The organism is Massilia aerilata (assembly GCF_042656905.1).
Taxonomy (GTDB): domain Bacteria; phylum Pseudomonadota; class Gammaproteobacteria; order Burkholderiales; family Burkholderiaceae_D; genus Telluria; species Telluria aerilata.
In genome coordinates, this window is the sequence record NZ_JBHSMZ010000014.1 from 59686 (window position 1) to 79159 (window position 19474).

The 19474-nt window shown below is 57.2% G+C and carries 20 protein-coding genes; 2 read left to right on the forward strand and 18 right to left on the reverse strand.

Going from position 1 to position 19474, the window contains the following annotated elements; all coding sequences use genetic code 11:
• Window positions 1-2: 2 nt before the first annotated feature.
• The 16 genes from ACFPO9_RS17055 to ACFPO9_RS17130 all read right to left on the reverse strand — a co-directional run bounded on the left by ACFPO9_RS17055 (window position 3) and on the right by ACFPO9_RS17130 (window position 16679).
• A complete protein-coding gene (locus ACFPO9_RS17055) occupies window positions 3-3110 on the reverse strand; it encodes an SNF2-related protein (protein ID WP_379772499.1) in 3108 nt (1035 codons plus the stop codon).
• 119 nt (window positions 3111-3229) lie between these two features.
• Entirely contained in the window at window positions 3230-4201 is a 972-nt protein-coding gene (locus ACFPO9_RS17060; RefSeq protein WP_379772502.1) for a hypothetical protein, read from the reverse strand.
• Window positions 4202-4365: 164 nt separating this feature from the next.
• Window positions 4366-4497: a hypothetical protein gene (locus tag ACFPO9_RS17065; RefSeq protein ID WP_379772505.1), complete on the reverse strand. Its 132-nt coding sequence runs from the start codon at window positions 4495-4497 to the stop codon at window positions 4366-4368.
• 10 nt (window positions 4498-4507) lie between these two features.
• Window positions 4508-4762, reverse strand: a complete 255-nt coding sequence (locus ACFPO9_RS17070) for a hypothetical protein (RefSeq protein ID WP_379772507.1) — start codon at window positions 4760-4762, stop codon at window positions 4508-4510.
• A gap of 376 nt (window positions 4763-5138) precedes the next feature.
• Window positions 5139-6173: a phosphoadenosine phosphosulfate reductase domain-containing protein gene (locus tag ACFPO9_RS17075; protein WP_379772510.1), complete on the reverse strand. Its 1035-nt coding sequence runs from the start codon at window positions 6171-6173 to the stop codon at window positions 5139-5141.
• Between the two features lie 136 nt (window positions 6174-6309).
• Complete coding sequence (locus ACFPO9_RS17080) at window positions 6310-7116, reverse strand: PRTRC system ThiF family protein (protein WP_379772512.1); 807 nt, start codon at window positions 7114-7116, stop codon at window positions 6310-6312.
• Between the two features lie 4 nt (window positions 7117-7120).
• On the reverse strand, window positions 7121-7723 hold the full coding sequence (locus ACFPO9_RS17085; protein ID WP_379772515.1) for a PRTRC system protein A: 603 nt from the start codon (window positions 7721-7723) through the stop codon (window positions 7121-7123).
• The gene (locus ACFPO9_RS17090) at window positions 7720-8493 is read right to left on the reverse strand and encodes a PRTRC system protein B (protein ID WP_379772518.1); all 774 of its coding nucleotides are present in this window, start codon (window positions 8491-8493) and stop codon (window positions 7720-7722) included. Before ACFPO9_RS17090 ends, ACFPO9_RS17085 begins: the two co-directional genes overlap by 4 nt.
• Before the next feature lie 3 nt (window positions 8494-8496).
• The gene (locus ACFPO9_RS17095) at window positions 8497-9615 is read right to left on the reverse strand and encodes a hypothetical protein (protein WP_379772520.1); all 1119 of its coding nucleotides are present in this window, start codon (window positions 9613-9615) and stop codon (window positions 8497-8499) included.
• Between the two features lie 311 nt (window positions 9616-9926).
• Entirely contained in the window at window positions 9927-10136 is a 210-nt protein-coding gene (locus ACFPO9_RS17100; RefSeq protein WP_379772522.1) for a PRTRC system protein C, read from the reverse strand.
• Window positions 10137-10148: 12 nt separating this feature from the next.
• Window positions 10149-10655, reverse strand: coding sequence for a PRTRC system protein E (locus ACFPO9_RS17105; RefSeq protein ID WP_379772525.1), 507 nt, complete (start codon window positions 10653-10655; stop codon window positions 10149-10151).
• A gap of 70 nt (window positions 10656-10725) precedes the next feature.
• Window positions 10726-12606, reverse strand: coding sequence for a PRTRC system ParB family protein (locus tag ACFPO9_RS17110; protein ID WP_379772528.1), 1881 nt, complete (start codon window positions 12604-12606; stop codon window positions 10726-10728).
• Window positions 12607-13149: 543 nt separating this feature from the next.
• A complete protein-coding gene (locus ACFPO9_RS17115; protein ID WP_379772530.1) occupies window positions 13150-14574 on the reverse strand; it encodes a recombination directionality factor in 1425 nt (474 codons plus the stop codon).
• Window positions 14575-14783: 209 nt separating this feature from the next.
• Entirely contained in the window at window positions 14784-15743 is a 960-nt protein-coding gene (locus tag ACFPO9_RS17120) for a DUF932 domain-containing protein (protein WP_379772533.1), read from the reverse strand.
• Window positions 15744-15764: 21 nt separating this feature from the next.
• Window positions 15765-16199 (reverse strand): hypothetical protein, encoded by a 435-nt coding sequence (locus ACFPO9_RS17125; RefSeq protein ID WP_379772536.1) that lies wholly within the window; start codon window positions 16197-16199, stop codon window positions 15765-15767.
• Between the two features lie 12 nt (window positions 16200-16211).
• On the reverse strand, window positions 16212-16679 hold the full coding sequence (locus ACFPO9_RS17130; protein ID WP_379772539.1) for a hypothetical protein: 468 nt from the start codon (window positions 16677-16679) through the stop codon (window positions 16212-16214).
• A gap of 386 nt (window positions 16680-17065) precedes the next feature.
• On the opposite strand from ACFPO9_RS17130, the gene ACFPO9_RS17135 reads away from it, so the two are divergent.
• Window positions 17066-17683 (forward strand): hypothetical protein, encoded by a 618-nt coding sequence (locus tag ACFPO9_RS17135; RefSeq protein WP_379772541.1) that lies wholly within the window; start codon window positions 17066-17068, stop codon window positions 17681-17683.
• Window positions 17684-17712: 29 nt separating this feature from the next.
• A complete protein-coding gene (locus ACFPO9_RS17140; protein WP_379772544.1) occupies window positions 17713-18168 on the forward strand; it encodes a hypothetical protein in 456 nt (151 codons plus the stop codon).
• Between the two features lie 32 nt (window positions 18169-18200).
• Here ACFPO9_RS17140 and ACFPO9_RS17145 read toward each other — a convergent pair whose 3' ends face one another.
• Both ACFPO9_RS17145 and ACFPO9_RS17150 read right to left on the reverse strand, forming a co-directional pair.
• Window positions 18201-18815, reverse strand: coding sequence for an IncC plasmid conjugative DNA transfer DtrJ family protein (locus tag ACFPO9_RS17145; RefSeq protein ID WP_379772547.1), 615 nt, complete (start codon window positions 18813-18815; stop codon window positions 18201-18203).
• 4 nt (window positions 18816-18819) lie between these two features.
• Entirely contained in the window at window positions 18820-19341 is a 522-nt protein-coding gene (locus ACFPO9_RS17150) for a hypothetical protein (RefSeq protein ID WP_379772550.1), read from the reverse strand.
• Window positions 19342-19474 lie beyond the last annotated feature (133 nt).

Genomic DNA, 19474 nt, shown 5'->3' on the forward strand with positions numbered 1-19474 from the left:
CCTTATGCTGCTTTCAGTAGTCTCCGCATGTCGTGCGCGGATATGTTGTTGAGCTTCGCGAGGTCATCGACGAACGATTGAAGGACGGTGGACAGATGCATGAACTCATCGTCCTCTTTTTCAGGTGTCGCCCAGTCGAGGCCGGCTCGAGCCGAGTCCGCCTTAAATTCGACCATTTGCGCTTGGTAGATATCAAGACTGCCCGGGACGTGGAAGTACACGACCTTGACCGGTTCCTTTCGCTCCACACGCATAGGACGGTGCATCGCTTGGCCTTCGGTTTTGGCACTCCACGAGCGGTCGTAGAACACCACAACATCACTGACCGGAAGATTGTAGCCAGCTTTGGCGCAGCTCTTGGTTGCCAGCAAATGATCCGCGTCGCCGGCGACGTATTCCTCGTCCTTCGCCTTCACACGTTTCTTGATGCTTATACCTCCGTGAAACTGGACTGCTTTGATACCGCGGGCCGCCAGCTCTCTCCAGATGAGTTTGCAGGTGTCCGGATTTTCGCAGTACAGCAGCCCTTTCTTCCCTTCGGCTGACAGCTCGACCAGGTAGTCGATGACCGCCCGCTGCTTGGAGGTAAGCGGCCCGTACGTGCCCAAGCCTTCAACACCTTTTTGCGGGATGTTGAGGGCAATCTGGACTGCTTGGAGTTTGGCTAAAAGGACTGCGAGGTTGTTACGCTTCTCGTCGTCGCTCCGGTCACGGTACCACTGTGCAAAGTCATCGGCCGCTCGGAGGTAGTAAGCGAGATGCTTGCTGTCCCACTCCACCATCCTGGTCTCGAACTGCGCCTCGGGTAGCTTGATATGCTTCGCTACTTCTGGTTCGTTCGTGATGCGGCGCTTGACGTGCGGCGCCAGCCAGTCTCGGAATCGCTCGACGTTTGCCAGCTTCGGAATTTCGCGCTTTGCGCCTTCACGCAGCGTTTCGGAAAACGCATGCGTGCACCATTCGATCGTCACGTAGTGGTCCTTGATCATATCGACGCCACGCGACGCGTGCTTCATCCCTTGCGTCCACCACGCTTCAAGGTACCCATTCCTGTGTCCGTACGGCTGGCATGCTGTTCCATCGCCCGCCGTAAACAGCAGCAGACCATGGATGTCCCTCGGCAGGTTGGCTATCGGTGTGCCGGTGCTGATGTACCTTTTGCGCGCAGCGAGTTGAAAAAGCGCCCTCGATTGATCGCTGTCGAAATTGGCCAGGCGCTCGCCTTCGTCGGCACAAACCAGTCCGATGCGGCGTCTCAGTCGGTGCGCGTACGTGATACGGTGCGAAGCATTCGCGTCGACCAGCATGCGAAGACGCTCGTACGAAATCAGATTGATCTGAGCAAGCTGCTTGAGCTTCTCAGGACAGTCGATCACGCAGACCTTGTCGCCTCCGATTCCGATACGCTGCATCTGAGCCAGCATCTCATCGATCAGTCTGGACTCGACCACGATTAGGCCGTGCTTCACCCCTGACAGCAGGATCAGCGCCACGTTTAAGCGACTCTTGCCCAGACCTTGAAGCCACGCCGCAATTGCTCCGGTAGGTTTCATCGTCAGCTCGATTAGGTCGTCCATTTGGTACGCCCATGTCAGCCATTTGTCGATGCCAAGTTCGATTGCACGTTTGCGCAGCCGCGATGCTTCAGCTGGATAAGCTTGCAGCAACCCGGAGTGTACGATTTGCCAGCCTTCCGTTGCGCCTTCCAGTACGAAGTCGGCTTCGAGGTCATCGGTTTGAATCAGGTAGTTTTTACCGTTCTTCTGGTAGCGATAGCCTCCCTCTTCCGCCCGCGTGAATTCGACGGCCTCCCCTTCTTTAATTACGGGGGAAAGCCACTTCGTCGGATCGACGTTGTGTGTGCGTTTTGCGATGCCGATGATGCTGGCCATGCTCGACGCACCTCTCGTCCAGATCGTATGCTTCAAGGCCATCGCCGCCCTTCGGTGGCGCCGGACCTTGCGTTCGAGTGTCTCCAGGACGCTCGGTTGCAAGACTGGTTCGCCGCCGGCTTCACGAATAGCCTCAACAAAGCCCTTAAAAGCAGCTACAGGCTGTTCCTGGGCGAGATATGCCTCAACGTCCAGCTTGCCCTGTCCGTTGAACTGCACGCCTTTTGGGAGCCTGTGATGCTGTGTCGAGAAGATCCTCTTGTCGAGTACCGCGTTCGCCACCATTGCTTGCGTCAGGCCGCAGAAATACCGCAGTCGGACTTTTCGACCATCGAGTGCTATCTGAACAGAACGGTTTCCCGTGACAGGCAGCGTGATCGTCGGTTCCGTCGCATCGAACAACTGATAGCGAAGGTCGGCCGGTCGGGTCTTCTTGAACTCTGGATCCAGCAGGTCTAGGTCGGGCGCTGGTTCATCGAACGATTCCACAGCACGGTGTACAGGCTGGCGCTTGCTGGCGCCCTCACCGAACACTACGACCGAAGTGTGGACCGTTGCGTTTTCGTCTTTGAACGTCGCGGCCGGCAGGTCGAAGACTCCGCGCAGTCGCGATTGCACTTTCTTGGAAGCCCAGCAGCCGGTGCCAGCGCGAATAGCGTCAGCACTGGATCGTGGCAAGAGTGCGACCACGACGCGGGCAGCCGTAAGGGCCTGAATAACCGCGTACTCGTCTGATGTGGCGTTCGTGTCAGGTCCGAGGCGTCCCATGCGTGTAAAACCCTCATGGGCCTTCAGCCCGACCGACTCAAGCGTAATGCTGAAGGGCGGGTTGCACAAAACGGCATCCATCCCGACCGGGCGCACGTTTTCCATTCCAGTGCAGAGGATCTCGCACTCGAATCCCGCGTCCGACACGACGCGCTTGACTTCATCGACGGTGGCAGCGTGGACGTCGACACCAAACAGCTTGTGCTGTCCTGGTACTGCGAACTGAAGCAGACGGGCCGAGCCCACAGAATTATCGAGGACCGTCGTGATGTCCAGATGGGCGATGAAGCTCCACATCCAGGCTGCGACTTCGTCAGGCGTGAAGTATTGCGAAAGGGTTTGCCGGCGCTGCTCGGCCAGGTCGCCCAAGTGTCGGATCTTGCTACGGAGGCTCCCGAGGCTTGCCAGTTGGCGAAGCGGGGCATACCAGTCTTGCGTTTGAAATTGCATTTTATTTCTCCTGTCAGTGCCAGTCGCTGGCGGTTTAATCTGGCAGGCGCAGAGCTTTCCTATGGAGCGATAGGAAAGCCCCGAAGGGCTTGGAACGCATCGAACGATGCGGGTTGAGGTTAGGATTGTCCGTAGGTGCCGAGGTACAGCATCAGCTTTTCCGCTGCCGCGTGGCTGAACTTAAATTCCCATTGCTGGGTGAAGTAGACAATGTCCAGTCCGGTGAAGCTGGTGCGGTCGCGCGGCTTGTATGCGAAGTTGTAGTCGCACATCCGATGGCGTGCCGGCGCAAGTTCGATCGAGAGCTGATCCATCTCTGCCCATTCGAATGCACAGGCCAAGCCTTTGAAAAGCTTGGTCAGATCGTCGCGGGAGTTATAGCCAATCTCGTACAGCCCTTTGTTGTTGCCGTAGTCGATCTTCGTGCCCCACAGGCGCCTGATCAACGTTACGGAGCTGGCGGTGCGTTTCAGTTCGCTGTTCTCGTCAAGGCGAAACTCCTTCATGAGCAGCTTGGCATTCTGCCGGTGAGCTTCCTCGATACCGGAGTCGCCGCCGTAGGTGGCTTCCAAATACGCCCACAGTTTGTCAAGATCCACAGGAGGGACGATGGCTTCATCGCTGCGGCGGTTGTGGCGGTCATATTCGTCCCGCCAGTTCTGCATCCCCACGGCTTCCAGGCTGCGATGCTCGCTGATTTCAAGCGTGCCGCCGGAGGGCGCGAAGCGTTGCTGCGCCAGGTAGATCAGGTTGGTCACGGCGGACGTCGCGATGCGGTAGATGCCTTGCGTGCTCGGGGCATCGACACGCGGGGACCAGTCCTCACCGAAAAGTAACTTTTCGAGCTTACTCTGGGCGATGAACAGGTCGCGGATATCGCGCTCGTATTTCAGATAGCTGGTGAACAAATCGTTGAGCGACTTCGGCTGCTCGACAACGGCTGGCTCGGCTTGGGCCGGCGCAGGCGCTGCAGGTGATCCCGAACGCGATCGCGCCGTGACGACCAGGTCGAGTAGCTGATCCAGTTCGGCTTCGTTGCGAAACCCCGAGCGAAGCGTGTTCGAGCTGCGGGGTGGTTGTTGTGGTTGCATGTGCATCTCCAAGTTCATGCCGCTGCGCGGCTGGGAAAAATGGAGGTGCCCGAAGTGGGCTTGTCGCAGTCGTGCGAGAAACCGGAAGGTCACAAGCAAACGGCCCCTTGGAAGGGGCCGTTTACAAGCATAGAGACGATGGTCTCGATATCTTTTTTATTACCTCAGTTCTTCACCGCAGTGCGGTTGAAGTCACGTTTGATGAAATTGTAAATCGCAACATAGGGTTCGATGAACAGCTTGCTGTCCGCAATCGCAACCTCTTTCATGTGCTGAAGAAACTCTTTCATACTCATGGCCTACTCCTTAGTGGGTTTTCTTGACCTTGCGGTAAATGTACTTGCATGTGGCGTAGATGTCAACCGCCATGAAAACCAGTTCGAGCCCACGCAGCGCCGTCATCACGAGACCATGGTAGCCAAGCTTTGTCAGCCACTCGATAAACGTGTGGATGGCGATGGCGGGAATCGCAAAGGCGAAGAAGTGTGCCAGGCCGAGGACTACGTCCACGGCAAGCTCTCCAAGTTCGACATACCATTTTTTTTCTTCTATTTTTCTCATTTTGTTACTTCCTTTAAAAATCCTTCCTCCGGTTGTCCGGGCTCAGTGAGTTGAATTGAAGTCTCGAATCCAGGGGATCGAAACTGTGTTTGCAGAAGCCCGAAGGCGTTCAGATCAATGCCGCAGAGCGACGATTAAAGGATTGAGCAATGGCTCATCGGGAATGACCAGGATGAGCGGATAGATGGTAGAGACGCGTCATCGACACCGTATAGGCGTGACGAGCGGATGACATGCTGGGGCAGGCTACCGGCAGAGCGGCGAGATAGTGGGGTATTGCGGTACAAAAATGCCGCGTAGCGACATTCGGGATTGTAATGCACACTTTGCACATGGGCAAGAAAAACGAGCCTGCCCTCTCGGACAGACTCGCGTTTTATGAAGGGCCGTTGCCCCGTTTGTAAGCTCCAGGTGGAAGTTTCCAGTCGTCGACGATGATGCTCGCGTAGTAGTCCGTAGACTCGGCTAGCAGCAGCATCTCAAGCGTGCACGGATGAGGAACTCCGCGGTCAGCCTGCTCGTTCACCGTCAGATGACGGTGGATCGTAACGCCGAATTCAGCCTCGTAATTTGCGATCGGGTAGAACGCGTCCGGCATGTGCGTGCGAAGAGTTGCCCATTCATCCGGGCCGTTAAAAATACAGCCTCGGCATGAAGCCCGATTATAAAAAAGCCAATATGCCGGATGTGGGTTCACACGCCATTTTTCGATGATTTCCCAGACCTTCGACTCCGGCCACTTGTGAATGGGACGCAGGTGATCGACATGTCGACGCACCTTGATCCCATTGCGCAAGTCGGTACGGTGGGGTTCGAACTCGAGGTAATTCGCGCGTGATGCGCTCTCCTCAGCCCTCTCCCCTGTAATGACCAGGACGCGCTTGTCCTGAAAGCGTTCGTCGTTCGTCAGGACCCGAGCAAAGACGTCGATTTTTTGATAAGCCGAACACCAGCGAACTGAAAGGTTGGCGCTCGTTTGCGGGAATTTTCGTCGCGTTGACTCTCCGCCACGATCACCGCCGGCCGTACGAATCGGGCCTTCAATGGTCTGCCACGAGACAGGAGCAGTACGTTCTCCGTTCCTGCACATCTCCCGTTCCAGCCCCCCTTCTCTCCAACTATGGAAAACGGGGATGCCGAAGGCTTCGCCGACGCGATCAACATAGGACCGGCTTACCGGCCAGTCCATTAGTGAGGAAGTCGTCCCATCGACGAGCTGGTGATGCAGTTCGATCCGCTCTTTCGGGAAGCCGGTTTCGAGAAGCCACAGCATCGCGGCCATCGAATCTTTCCCGCCCGAGTGGCAAATCAGTGCAAGGTCATAGCTCAACAGATCCAGGTCTTGCAGATTGAACGCGCTCGTGACGTCGACGCGAACAGGGTTGTCTTCAATTACATTGCAGTCACGCATGTGTAGCTCCAATTAGATGCCGGTGGCCGGCTAAGAATTCGGAGCGTGTCGCGATGGACATCTCGATGCGGCGGTCGCAATGAGATGGCGAGAAACTGGAGGACCGGCGCCACCCCCTTTCGGGAGCGGCGCGGTATTACGCGGCGACTGGTTCAGTCGCCTCGGTTGCACTTTCGGGTTGCGGCGCTTCGTACCCCAAGTTCTTCCACACTTGCGTGTCGAGAGCGATCGGGCGGGAGACGCCGGTTTCCAGGTTCACGAACTTACCGGAGTAGGTCAGCTTGCCGTTGCGGAACAGCATCCACAGCAGGTTGAAGACCTCGTTGGCCATCGTGTTGTTGATGACCAGGCTTTGCTTGGCCAGCGCTTCTGCGACGGAGCAGCTTGGCCTGTCGTCCTTTGCATCCAGCGACGCATCGACCATATCCGGGAACAGATCGGCGACCGTAGGAAGGCGAATAGCTTTCCGCGGTTGATTGATCAATTCACCGATGACGACCTGGCCAGAGTTTTCGTTGTTGCCGCTGTCGATGTAGTAGCAGTGGTAGCTGCTGACACAGCCCATGATTGCGGCCCGGCCCTTACGGGAATCGACGCAGCCGATGATGATGTCCGCGTTGATCTTATCGGACTTCTTCACTTTCTTCGGCACCGCCTCCCAGTCCGTGCCCCAGCATTGATTGAGCCGGTTCACGATCAGCATCGACTTGTACTGGCCGACGTCCTGCGGGAAGAAGCACTGCCGGCCGATGTTCGCCTTCGACACGATGTCGTCGTCGTATAGCGTCACGTGCAGGCCACCGGGATGGCCCAGTTCCTTCATCGCGAAGTGCAGTTGCATGAGGCGCGGCATGAGCGCCGAACCGGTGCCGCCGGCGCCGACCACGACGACCTTGACCTTATTTCTCAGTAAGGGTGCGTGGATGTTGTGAGTGATTTTCATAGGATTAGAATGCCCAGTTAAGTTTCTTGAAAACGCCGCGGACGCAAAGGCGCGTCATCGTCGTTGGATTGGCTGTGTTGCAGTTGCCGACCACGAAGGCGAACTTGACCGCGTGGCAGTCGTCGCTATCGTCGGTCTTGGAGAAGAAAGCCGCGTGATGGCTATGCGAATGGCAGTCCACGACGATGTGCTCTCCCTCGGCAAGCTGAGGAAGTTCATAGTCGAGCGAACCAGACGTCGCGTGGTTCGATTTCGAGCGGCGCAGCAGATACTCACCGGTCAATTCATTCCAGGTGAGCACCGCCCCGATTTCGACGTTGCTCTGTTCCTGCGCCCACTCGACGAATTTGCCGAGCATCCAGCGAGGCAGCTTCCCCGCGGTGTACTCGACAGCTTCTTCCACCGTCCCGAAAGGAACGGTAGTAGCCAGTGCCGGGCCCACCTGCGTAACGATGCGCGCCCAGGGGCGGCGCACCTCGAGGAAAGTGCCGTTGCGTCCGACGATCAGCCTTTCGCCGCTCTGCTCCAAAGGAGGCAGGGGCGAAAACATCGGCATGCTCGTAACAGGGCAAGACATTTGCAGTGCGAGGTCGCGCTTGTCCATCATTGCGCTCCCAGTGCTTTTTTCACCGAGACCATAAGCGTGGTCAGGGTGAGTTTCGTCGGCGCCAGGAACTCGACCGGGAAAGTCGGATAGACGCCGTCCAGCAGCTCCTTCCACAGTGCGTATTCGCCGCGCGGATGGGTTGCCTTCTTCTCCTTGCCGTTGATATGCGTGAACTCCGAATCGAAGAACGCGTTCTCCCACTGTGCCGTGGCATAGGCAGAGATCCCGCGCGGGACCTGGGCCGAGCCAATGCAGATTGCGCAAGAGTCGTAGACGTTGAAGTACGGTGCGAACTGCAGCGCCGTTTCCGCGGCCGGACGTTCGTTCTTCGCCAGCGCAAACACATACCACTGGTGTTTGACGACGGCGAACAACAGCGCGGGATGCGGCACCTTCGCGCCCCGCTTGCCCAACTCCTTGTTGTTGAAGAAGACGTTGCGCTCGCCGGCCGGCATCCACCAGACCATGTGATCGGCCGAGATGCTCAGCACGTTCTCAGGGATGATGTCGGTGTTGAGCGAGTGGCGCTTTGCCATATCCTCGAACATCGCCTGCAGCGCCTCCCGCGTGAGCGGGCGACCAGGCGCGATCTGGAAGTCCGGCTTGGCTTCGGTGCCAAAGTTCTGCACCGGATGGACCGTTGCATACAGCGCCGCCGGCACGCTACCCGAATGGGACTTGGACTCGTCCGAATAGACAAGAATTGCTTGAGATAGGGCGATGTTGGTCTCGCCAGTGCTCATATCGAAGTTGTTGAGGGTATGGTTCATTTTTTACTCCGCGCCAGGGGCATAGGAAATTTTCGGGATCAGCGCGTCCATCTGAGCAATCAGATCGAGTAGCGCGTCGATTTTTTGGAAGTGAGTTTTGAGCTCGGCGGCTGTAACTGGAAGCTGGTCGAGGGTGTAGATATCCGTCCCTTCGCCGCTTTCCATCAGGTGCTGGCTCTCGTCGTCCATGAAGTGAGTTTCGCGATCGTCGCCACTGAACAGCAAGATGCAGCCGACGTACATCGGCCGTGTGCCGCAGTCGTCTGCTTGGTTGAATGACGCGCCCAGCTCGCGAACACGCTTGCGTGCCTGGCGAAGCTTCAACAGTTGCGAGGCAATGCCTGCGACGGTTGAATCCTTGTGTCTCGCCAGTTTCTTGAGCTTGAGGTCCGGGAACTTCCGACGCTTTTTGACCGGCTTGCCTATGCGGTTACCCGTAAAGCAAAAGCCATGTCCGTACGCCTTCAACATGTCATCAGGCATGTAGTAATCGGTCGTCTCTTCCTCACCGTAACGCTCAAGGAGTTCTTCACGAGCCTCTTCGTCGGTAACTGACCAAAGGTCGTTTCCCCAAAGCGAATAGGCCGCTTCCATTTCGAGGATACGAATGGGCTGCTGTATTTCGACGGTGCGGTAGCCTGCCTCAGCCAACTCCGTATAGGCGGTCAGGAAAAGCTCGGGGACCAGGGCTTCGACGTGATGCGCGATGTCCCTCACAAACCGCATTTCAGTTACGTCGCCCGTGAGTGCGATGGTAGCGTTGTCGAATGTAAGGTTTTCCCATCCTCCGTCCCTTGCGGCCACGTTGGCGTACTCAGCGTCTAGCACGCGCACATCGAAGCGCATGTGTTGGAGCCGACCGATGCGGTGCATGAACCAGGCTCTAAGTCCTTGCTCCACGATCTGCTTTGCGTTGGCCGCGTCTTCCGAAATGGCTTCGGGCTCGATGATGCCGGCCGCCAGCAGCTGATGGCCGAGGCTGCCGAAATCGGTTTCGTAGGTGATCTGCTGCGCCTTACGCGGAATCGACTCGTGCAGGGCCGGCAGTTGAAAGTTGGTTGGAAGGGATAGCGACGGAATCGCTTTTTTGAGGTGAAGCAGTTCGTTGATGTTGAGTTGCATGTGCTACTCCTTGTGCATTTCCGCAGAGCGGTAAGAAAGGAGTCGGCCACTAGGGCTTTCGTCTGCAGTGGTGCAGAAGAAAGCCCCCAAATTGCGGGGGCTGTAACGCCTAGAAAATCGGCGGTAGTTGCGAAGAAGTGAGCTCCAGACGACGGTCACCATTCGAAGGCGCGGTCCGCAGACGGCGCAGTGCCGAAAGTGACTGCTCCATTTGCGGACAGGGCTTGAACACTGGCCGTGGGGCCGGAGCCTTACGTCCGCCGGCAGGCTGGCCGGACAGGATCGCTTCGATGCGGGTCCTGTCCATGCTGTTAGCCTTTCGTACCGACGTTACGGGTGAACGTGTAGGTCGCGACGTCGTCCTTGATGGACGGTTCGCCGACGACCGCAGTGCTCAGGTCCGGATACTGGTTGCTGTAGATGTCCTTCACTTCATCGGGCGAAAACGCCTCGCCAGGTTCGGGAAGGTTTGCGCCGTTGAAGATGAACTTGCGGGTGAGTTTTCGAACTTGGATTGCCATTTGATTCTCCGATTATGCGCCGAGCAGGGACAGAAGGTCGTCGGTACCGGCCGCGGCCGGGGCTGCTTGAGCGGCTGGCGCCGATGCGGCTGGCGTGCTGGCTGCCGGTGCGTCGTCGAGGATGTCATCCGCGTCGATCGCATTGCTGCCTTCACCTTCGTCGCCAGCGTCATCTGCAGCTTTACCGGCGACGTAGTCGCTAGGCTTGGCGCCGGATTTGATGGCTTTCGAGGCTTTGCCGACTTCCGATTTCTTCGCTTCCGCGATGATCAGTGCCGTCGTATCGACTTGCTGCTGTAACGAAGCGCGGTCGCCCGCGTATCGCATCAGGGCGCCGACGAAGTCGGTGTCGAGTTCTTGCGGGGTTGCCGACAGCGCCAGCGGAATCGCGAGCGACACGCTGGAGCCTTTGACGAGCTGGGGCTTGACGACCACTTTCATGCTGCCGTCGGCAGCGAGGGTGACCGCCAGGTCCAGCGTCTGGTTTGGAGAGAGAATCGAAGCGAGGGCTACGAACATGGGATTTCCTTGGATATGGTTGTAAAAAAAGCGCCGAGAACGGCGCTTTCTTGAGTCGATTGATTGAGGATTATTTGTACATCAGGACCGGAGGAATTGCGGCCGAGTAGTCGAAGCCTATGACGGCGAGGAGCTTCTCGATCAGCACTTCCTTCTTTTCGGTGAACAGCTTCTTGAAGCCGTCGCCGAGAGCCTTGTCGAGCTTGACCGATTTCGCGATGACTTCGATCTCGGACTTGGTGAATAAGGCCAGGAACGTCGCGTCCATCTTCCAGTGCTTCGTGAGGTCGAGCTTGATATGCTTGGCCAGACGCGTCAGTTCAGGCACAGGCAGTTCTTCCATCGCCGACACGGCCAGCATCAGCATGGCGCTGTCCATGTGGTCGGGCGACATCTGCTGCGTTTGCTCTGCAACCTTCTGCAGATCGTTCGCCTTACTGGCGCCGAGCAGCTTCTCGAACACTTTCGTCATGCCAGTCTGATTGACGTGACGAATGTTGCCGGTGACTGCCAGTGCGATGAGGTAGCGAACCGACAGCTCGTAAGAGGCGCCGACTTCCTTCTTCATCGCGACGCGCCAAACCTGCTCGCGGTACGCCTTGACCTTGTCGCCTTCGCTTACCGTGGTTTTCACCTCGGCCGGCTTTTCCTTTGCCTTGGCCTCGGTTGCCCCTTTCGGTGCGTCCTTGGTGCCAGCGGCTTCAGTAGCTGCCTTTGCGAGTGCGTCCTTGGCCTCCTTCTCCGAACGGATACGGGCGGCGACTTTCTCCTGGTTGCAGGCAGTGTTGAAGCACTGGTCCTTGAAAACCATGCCCATACGCTCGGGAAGCGCACTGACTGCTGCACCGAATTCAGCGCAGCCGCGGCAGGCTTCTGCTTGGGCTTCACCGACGCCGGTCGGACCGTCAGCACGGAGCTTCACTTGAGCGAAGTTGTCGCCGGCACGAACAATCCGGATGACCGGGTATTCGTCTTTGAGCGATTCCTTCGTAATCTCAAGCGCAGCTTCCGTCTTGGTCTTGTAGCAGGCGTTGTTGGTGCAGCTGCCGTCCGTGACACTTTCGGAAAACATGGTGCGTTGGACGCTGGAGTTGTGCGGGCAGGCCGCGCAGTCCGCCTTGTCGAAGATGGCGGCGCTCAACTTCGCGGCTGCCTTCTCGATCAGCGACTTGAGGTCGGCGACCGACAGGCTGCGTTCGATGACGGCCGACAGGATCTTGTCCTGGTTCTCTTTCGAGAGCGAGGCGAACAGCTCGGCGTGGCCCAGCTTGATGGTCCGTTCGTTCAGCGCCTTGCGGACGCTTTCGGAGCAGTTCATCAGCGCCAGGCGCGAATCGAGCTTGGAGCGCGACCAGCTGAGCAGACGCGCAGCTTCGTCGCGATCGCCTTTCACTTCACCGACGATGATCGCCGCGGAACGGGCCTCTTCCGTTGCCGACATGTCCGCACGCAAGGTGTTTTCGATGTTGGCGAGGATGCGGGCTTCCGAATCGCTGCATTCGCGGATCAGGACAGGCATGTCGTACTCTTCGCCGTGCGCGGCCAGGGCCGCGCGGTAGCGGCGTTCGCCGGCGATGATCTGGTACTGATCGTCGCCGATCGAGCGCACCAGGATCGGCTGGTTGATGCCGTGCTCGCGCACGGATGCGGTCAGGTCCTCGAGTTCCTTCGGGTCGAAGTATTCGCGCGGGTTATTGCCACGCACGAGGAACTTGACCTTCACGAAACCAGGCTGGCCACGTGGAGGCGCATCGCCCTGTGCTGCGGCCACGGTCGACTCCAGCGGAGCGGCCGATGGTGCAGTGGCAGGAGCGTCGACGACAGCGGCGGCTGCGAGCGCTGCAACGAGCGGCTTGACTGCGGATACGGGGGGGCTGCTTTCGATGTTTGCGAGGGATGCGTCAACGATAGAGGGTGCGACGCTGCTCTGGATGTGGCCAGATACTTGCATGGGAAGTCTCCAAATTATGCCGGGAACCGGCGAGGGAAATCTGGAGTGGTGACACACACTTTCTTATGCCAAGGGGCACGAGAAAGTCAGTATTGGTAAGCGGCTATGCGCTATCGGGGAACTGGGTACAAAAATGCCGCAGGGCGACAACAGGAGATTAACCGAAAAGTTGACCACTTGCAACTGATCCGTTCCTGTGGTTGGAGCCACAGCAACGGATCAGTTCAAGGGATTGTAGTTCGGTCACTCGGGTATGGGATCCTCGTTCTGCCACTGACCACATTCGGCGCACTTCGCGTCGGAAAGGTAGCGGTAGAAGTCCAGGTCGGTCGACTTGCAGGTCTTGCAGACACACCGGCCGGCGACGAAGGAGGTGGAAGGTTCTGGGTCTCCCGAGATAACGAAGACGGGAATGGATGGTTTCGGGGTAGGTTTGATTTGCGTGTACATGTTTTCTGAATTCTGTAAGGCGGCGTCGAAGGACGTCACCGTGCATGAGCACGATGACGCCATCGAGTGGACTATCCTCCGAACGCCTGTTGCTTATGCTGCTTGCGCAGCGGTGTCGATTTGCCTGACCTGTGCGATCGCGGCTTCGCGAGGCAGCTTCGCCAGTGCCTCGATTTCCGCTTCGATCCGCGAGAGCACATCGATCTTCGCCGTGTAGCCCTTGCCATACCGGGCGAAGGCGTAAGCGTTGAAGTCACGGGGCTCGATGCCTATCTGCGAGACGCGAACGGACAGGCCGATCAACTTGGCCGCGCATTCGTTGCCGAGACGCTTGAGGGGTTCGAGCATCTTGATCGCGGTTTCGACGTGCGCCGGGTCGTTTTCCCAGGACTGCGCGATCTTGACGTCGAAATACTGCATCACCGTGTCCTGGTCGAGGCCCATCTCCTCGATCAGCTGGTCTAGTTGGTCGTTGACGTCTGGAGCGCCCTGCCCTTCGGGCTGGACTGGTGTGGCATCTGCCGGTGGAAGCAGCACCGCATCTGGCATTCCCTTCGGTTGCGAGAGCCATGCGACCGGCGTATGTGCCGACGGCAAGGCTAAGACTTTGCCGCTACTCAGGAGCGCCCCGATGTCGATATCGGCCTGCAGTTTCGGTACCCACTGGAAGCCGCTTTGCTTCTTCCCGTGTTCGTCGAAATACGTCCGCGGTTCGAGCGACTTGGTGATCCAGAAGATCGGGGCACCAGGCTTGTTGGGGTTGCTTCGCGGGATCGTGCCGAGCGCATCGCGGATTCGCTCGAGGTCGGACCAGATACCCTCGGCTGCATACTCCGAACTGGTCTCCATCCCAAGCATTCCAGTGGTCGGAATGCCCGGCACGTAAAACAGCAGGCGGCCTCGGAATTTGCATTGACCCTGGCCGAACTCATGGCACGAGCCGGGATCGCAGCGGCCACGCACGACTTTCTCGCGCCGCATTACTTTCTTGATGCGGCGTGCACGCACTTCGGCAGCCTGCTGGTCGGACACAGGCGGAAGGTAGCGGCAGTATCGTTCGCCATCTTCGCCGTAGTGCGACTCGTAATGCGGTTCCATCCCGTGACGCTTGAACTGGTTGGGATAGACAGCGTTGAGGTCGTCCGAGTGAAACACGACAGGAAAGCGGTACAGCTGCTTTCTCGGGCTGTGCTCGGTGCGGACTTCGCCGTAGGTGTCGACGATGAGCGCGGCGATTTCAGGCATACCGAAATCGGAGGCTGCGACGTTAAAGAACGGGGTATTGCGAGGAAACATCGGGTTGGCAATGCCGGTCGCATCCTTGATGCGCTTTTCGATGTCGGTGAACTTGTGGCGCTTTTCCACGCCGTCGTTGTAGAGGGAGACTGCCTTGGGGTTGTTCTGCGCGGCCTTGGTCAAAACCTTGATGCCGGCGCGGATCTTCCCACCCAGGCGGATTTGCTGGTCGTTGTTTGCCGCCCTGGTCGAAAGGACGGAGAGTTTCATTGGTGCGTTCATTGCGGTTCCTTCGCGGCGTTCGCCGTTGCAAGTTAGTGACAGGCGTATGCCTGTCAATCCACTTAATGCCTCGTTCGAGGCGTCAGAAGGTCGCGTGCTTGTGGCACAAATCTGCCGGGCAGATTGGTACCGAAAATTTACTTTGGGCTTTCGCATACGCACCGTATGAGAAAACCCCGGTGAGAGGGGTTTTGGCCGTGAGGCCTGGCTTAAACTTCAGCCACGATTTCGAGGATGTTTTCTTTCAGGGCGCGGCCGGCGCCGAACCACGCGCTGTCGAGACGGTATTCCTGGTTCTTCGCACGAATGTGGAAGTCCGAGTATTCCGTCACGGCGTTCACGAGGCCCCATGCAGTGCCAGCGACGCCATCGATCTGCGAGCCCTTGCCCACGCCGTTGAACAGCTGGAGCACGGTCTTGAAGCCTTTCGTTGCACGGATCGGGACGGTGACGCCCTTCTTCGCAAACATCTCTTCGATGATTTCCTCGGCGCGGGCGCCGGAGAGCGAAGTATTTGCGTAGCCCTTCATGCGGTCCATGAAGTCGGTGTAGACCTCGGTGGCGTTCAAGCCCAGCTCAGCCTTGAAGCTGTTCGGATTGAATTCGGTGTTGTGACGCACCGAGACACGCGTACCGTGGATTCCGTTCAGGCTCATCTGCAGCGTGTTGTTGCACACAACGCGGATGCTGGTGAACTGCGCGGTGGTGGCCAAGCCGCCATCGCAGCTGGTCACGAGCAGAAGGTAGCTGTTGACGTTGTCACCGTCGACGACCTCGCCGCCCAGGCCGGTGTTGGCAAGCGCCCAGAAGCGGCGGCCGCCTTTCATCGTTCCTGCAGTCTCCAGCGAGAAGCCGTTGACTTCGACCAGGTCGCGGAAAAATTCCAGAACCTGTTTCGGCTGCACTTCCTTGTACTTGGGCGAGACGATCGCCAGAGGCTTGTTCGTGTCGCTGCGGTAGAGGACTTGGTTTTCTTTCCAATCGTGCAGCTCGCCGTTCGTGTACTGAACGTGCGTGCGCATGATGTCCCAGTTCATGCCGGCCGCGAGGCGCCATTCATCGATGGAAGCGTCAGGCAGCAGAACTTGGCCGAGGCCATGCCACGGCGTTTCGCCGACGAATGCCATTTCCGCGATGCCGCCGTTGGTGATGGTGAGTTGATGAGCCATGATGATTTTCCGAAGTAAGTTTTAGAGGAGGTTCAGGTGGGTTTCGACGGTCTTGCCATTGCGCAGCTTCTCCACCGGATAGGCGAGCGCAACGCGACGGTCGAATTCCTCAGTCGCTTGCAGGTAGTTCAGCGGGATCTTCTTTTCGGCATCGACCAGCACTTCACGCTTTACGGCGTAGGGTGCGATGGTCGACTTGACCAGGACGTAGCGAATTGCGTCGCCGTCCTGTTCGGCCAGGAGCCGCAGTTCACTCTCGCCAGTCTTGGCGCGAGCGAGCTTGACCGCACGGCTTGGTGCCGGACCGGCAGCTTTCGCTGGGGCCGCGTCTGCGAACGGCGCCGGCGCGGTGGCCGCGCGGGGCGTTACAGGTGCGTCCAGAGCGTCGTCAGGGAAGAAGCCCATCGGGATATCGGCCAGGGTCAGGCCTTGGGATTGCAGGGAGTGCATTTGCATGATGTGAAGCTTTCAATGGTCGAGGCGACGAGATACGGACGTGGCGGTGCAGACTGCACGCATGAGGCGATGCAGGACTGGCCGGCGCTTGTGAGCAAGCGCGGTGTCAACGCAGTAGTCGATTAGGTTGCGGTCGCCGTCGGTGATGAAGATACCGAAGACGAAGTTCTCACCGGAGGCGGTGGTGGTTTGAAACTGGAAGACGCAGCACGCAGAGTGCTGAAACAAATGCTTGTGCTGATCGAAAGTCAGCAGCACCCAGCGACGGTGCGTGAACATCGTTGCCGCGGCGACGAGGTCTGCTTTTTGAAGCTCGCCGGGTTGGTACTGCATCTGCATCTCATCGAGCACACAGGAATGCGGCCGGATGACTTTCGAGATTTGATTCGGGGTGTTGGCATCGCCAACGGTGATACTTGGAAGGGAGTTTTCGAATGTTTTGTGTCCAACCCTCGGACACTTGAGAAGGGTGGGAAGCATGCCATTTCCTTGCCGCAGTGCGGCTGTGTGAAATGGGCTAGGCCATGTGAAGGCCTCGCTAATGGCTGGGCATTAGGGAAGCGGAACTGCAGAGTATGGGGTGACGCAGGGGAACAACAATGCCGCATGGCGACAGCGCTACTGTAACGCTTTTTCTTGTCTCATGCCAACTTTTTTAAGCGAACGCTTCCCATACCGGATCGGGAACCGCTACAGTTACGGCACGGCAAGAACCTGTTGCCGCCCTTTCCTCCTACGAGTCATCGCTTACTCGCTTGCGCATGAGCGGTTTCGGGCACTGGCGGTAGGACACGCCAGCTTGCGCCTGAATCAACGCAGGTTAATATTGAAAAACCCGCGTTGTGGCCATTTACTACTTTAATTAGATGAGAGATTTTCGCGGCATTACGGCCGGGCAGTATCAGCAGGTCTTGGACAAATTAAATCGCAATCTTCGGTACAGTATCAAGGATAGCGAAATAACCACTGCAATTGCAGTGGTGACGTCTATTGTTCCAGATCGCGAGGTTATGCGGGAAATCCGCAGTCTCATACCGCTCGAACACGAAAGAATAATCCAGAGCTTTGCCGATCAGCTGGCACGAAAGTTTGAGCGACAGCCTAAGCCAAGAGATATAGCGGTGGCTTTAGAGGCTTCTGGTTTAGAGTCAAGCCGACCGTTCAGAGAAGACTTACTAGAGCGTTTGCAAACGAACTTTGCCGATAAATGGGCAAAGGCTACGGCAACGGAAAAAAAGAAAAGGCTTACCTTGACTGGAGGCGAACAGGCAATGTGGGAGGCCCTGCAGCGAACATACAATATGAACTCCGACGCACTAGCCTCGATGCTGCTTCGGATTTTTACCGTAGTGACCAGCACAGGAAAGATCCCGCATTCCGAGGTAACTTACCTTGCCTCGTCCCTCTCTGACGAGGAATTGAAGAGATATGCTGGCTCTTTAAATTTTAGTATAAAGAAATCACGAAAAACCCGCGTCGCTTAACGGACGCACGACCGAGAAGGATAGTTGTAATGCCAAAGGACTTTGCTGAATTCATCTCCATGATGGACGAGCGTCTCTGGTTCAGGATGATCGTTTGCATGCTGCCCGGCCTGGTAGCAGCCAAGTTGGTCGGTTCTGCTGATAACGCTTCTTTTACAAATAATGTCGCGACAGCAGTGCTCGTCATTGGTGTGTTGTTATATGTTTTTTGGGGCCGTATCCGGGGCATTTCGAAGAATGGCGAAACCGACGTCGAGCCAGAGGTTGCCGCTTTGGATATGCCTGAAACTGCGGCTGGTCGCGCGGCAGAAAGCATTTCAGCCAAAGAGCAGCTGGCAGTTCTAAGCGAGCTACGGGCTCTCTGCCAAGAGGCCGAGAGCGAATCGGATCGCTTGATCGCGATCGAGATCGCGGTCAGTCCGAACCTATCGTTTGCGGAGGCGGCGAGGAATGCGGTGGCGCGACGAAGGATCGCGGCAGAATAAAAAAAGGCGCTGTTGTCCGGCGCCTTTTTTTATCACGATCCAGTTTGGAAGTTGGATGTTGTGAGCCAGATACCACCCACGAGAAGTAGAACAATGGTGAGCAAGGCCATTGCCGAAAGGCTAAATGGCGCCAATGGCAGGAAGGCGAAAAGTCCAAACATCAAAACCATGATATGCATGGACGAGTAAAAGAATACCGGATTCGAATTTTCAAACCGATATTTTTTCGTTGCCCGCACCGTGAAGCCATCGACAGCCGCAGCAATGCTCAGCACCAGGATCGGAAGGAGGAAAATGGATTTAAGGGCGAAGAAGCGCCAGGTCGCCTTATATAACATAAGCCAGACGCCGTGAATCCAGCCATTGGAGAAGTCGAGCACTCCCCCTTTTGTTGTGCCGAAGAATTCCTGTGTCTTCGCCATGATTCCGCTTTCGACAAACATCGACGCAAAACGCGTATCGACATTCTGCGTCATCGCGGCGGTATCAACACCGAGGGACGCGACCATTTCAACCTCTGGCTGGGTCAAGGTTTGATCCGGCATAAAAAGCGGAACGAAGATCAGCGCCAGCAATGGCAGAAATATCGACCACAAAATGAAATGGCTGCCGAACGTATTTTTGACGCTTACCGGATGAATAGCCATTACTTCACGCGAGCTGGTTAGGGTCGCCAATCAGCTCGAGTAGAGATGCCTGATCGAGCAGTGATGCCGGGATTATCTTCGTCATCAGAAACGTGTTCGTGATCGGCTCGGCGATCTTGCATTCCTGTCGTTCCACGTCGACTTGCGCACCAGGGTAATGTCCCAGGAATTCGGTGACGCTGGAGACGAACGGCATCCATGCGATGTCGCCCCGCGGCGTAGCCACGTATACCTGCTGGGCGAACACGTCCTGGCTGTTCGACAGGAGCGAACGCACGAACGCAGCGCGGGCCGCGCGGGGCGAGTTCTCGTAAGCCTCGTATGCGGCCATTGCGCGCTTGATCGCTCCGACAAGTAGTGGCTTACCGTTCTCGTCGATTGAGACCATGCCCACGTACTCAGCAAACGCCATTGCGATGTTCTCGATCATCGAATCGATGACCCACAGCTGCTTTGCCTTCGACTGCTCGCCAGCCGCTTTTACAGCCTCAGCTAATAATTGTTTTTTATCCATCTGCGCCTCCATCGGAGTCTCTTTACACTTTACTAATGATTGCATTTTCTTTCCAAATTGTCTGTAGGAAATTATGCCGTACGGTTGCTGTTACTCATATTCGTATTGTTCTAACAACGTCTGTTGTCAGATTGTATGTACGAAA

Bases quoted from the DNA above. Each gene is read 5' to 3' on its own strand.
- ACFPO9_RS17115 (WP_379772530.1), bottom strand. From the start codon at position 14,574: ATGAACGCACCAATGAAACTCTCCGTCCTTTCGACCAGGGCGGCAAAC.
- ACFPO9_RS17070 (WP_379772507.1), bottom strand. From the start codon at position 4,762: ATGAGAAAAATAGAAGAAAAAAAATGGTATGTCGAACTTGGAGAGCTT.
- ACFPO9_RS17095 (WP_379772520.1), bottom strand. From the start codon at position 9,615: ATGCAACTCAACATCAACGAACTGCTTCACCTCAAAAAAGCGATTCCG.
- ACFPO9_RS17125 (WP_379772536.1), bottom strand. From the start codon at position 16,199: ATGCAAATGCACTCCCTGCAATCCCAAGGCCTGACCCTGGCCGATATC.
- ACFPO9_RS17150 (WP_379772550.1), bottom strand. From the start codon at position 19,341: ATGGAGGCGCAGATGGATAAAAAACAATTATTAGCTGAGGCTGTAAAA.
- ACFPO9_RS17060 (WP_379772502.1), bottom strand. From the start codon at position 4,201: ATGCAACCACAACAACCACCCCGCAGCTCGAACACGCTTCGCTCGGGG.
- ACFPO9_RS17105 (WP_379772525.1), bottom strand. From the start codon at position 10,655: ATGTTCGTAGCCCTCGCTTCGATTCTCTCTCCAAACCAGACGCTGGAC.
- ACFPO9_RS17080 (WP_379772512.1), bottom strand. From the start codon at position 7,116: ATGAAAATCACTCACAACATCCACGCACCCTTACTGAGAAATAAGGTC.
- ACFPO9_RS17100 (WP_379772522.1), bottom strand. From the start codon at position 10,136: ATGGCAATCCAAGTTCGAAAACTCACCCGCAAGTTCATCTTCAACGGC.
- ACFPO9_RS17140 (WP_379772544.1), top strand. From the start codon at position 17,713: ATGCCAAAGGACTTTGCTGAATTCATCTCCATGATGGACGAGCGTCTC.
- ACFPO9_RS17130 (WP_379772539.1), bottom strand. From the start codon at position 16,679: ATGCTTCCCACCCTTCTCAAGTGTCCGAGGGTTGGACACAAAACATTC.
- ACFPO9_RS17110 (WP_379772528.1), bottom strand. From the start codon at position 12,606: ATGCAAGTATCTGGCCACATCCAGAGCAGCGTCGCACCCTCTATCGTT.
- ACFPO9_RS17075 (WP_379772510.1), bottom strand. From the start codon at position 6,173: ATGCGTGACTGCAATGTAATTGAAGACAACCCTGTTCGCGTCGACGTC.
- ACFPO9_RS17120 (WP_379772533.1), bottom strand. From the start codon at position 15,743: ATGGCTCATCAACTCACCATCACCAACGGCGGCATCGCGGAAATGGCA.
- ACFPO9_RS17090 (WP_379772518.1), bottom strand. From the start codon at position 8,493: ATGAACCATACCCTCAACAACTTCGATATGAGCACTGGCGAGACCAAC.
- ACFPO9_RS17055 (WP_379772499.1), bottom strand. From the start codon at position 3,110: ATGCAATTTCAAACGCAAGACTGGTATGCCCCGCTTCGCCAACTGGCA.
- ACFPO9_RS17145 (WP_379772547.1), bottom strand. From the start codon at position 18,815: ATGGCTATTCATCCGGTAAGCGTCAAAAATACGTTCGGCAGCCATTTC.
- ACFPO9_RS17135 (WP_379772541.1), top strand. From the start codon at position 17,066: ATGAGAGATTTTCGCGGCATTACGGCCGGGCAGTATCAGCAGGTCTTG.
- ACFPO9_RS17065 (WP_379772505.1), bottom strand. From the start codon at position 4,497: ATGAGTATGAAAGAGTTTCTTCAGCACATGAAAGAGGTTGCGATTGCG.
- ACFPO9_RS17085 (WP_379772515.1), bottom strand. From the start codon at position 7,723: ATGATGGACAAGCGCGACCTCGCACTGCAAATGTCTTGCCCTGTTACG.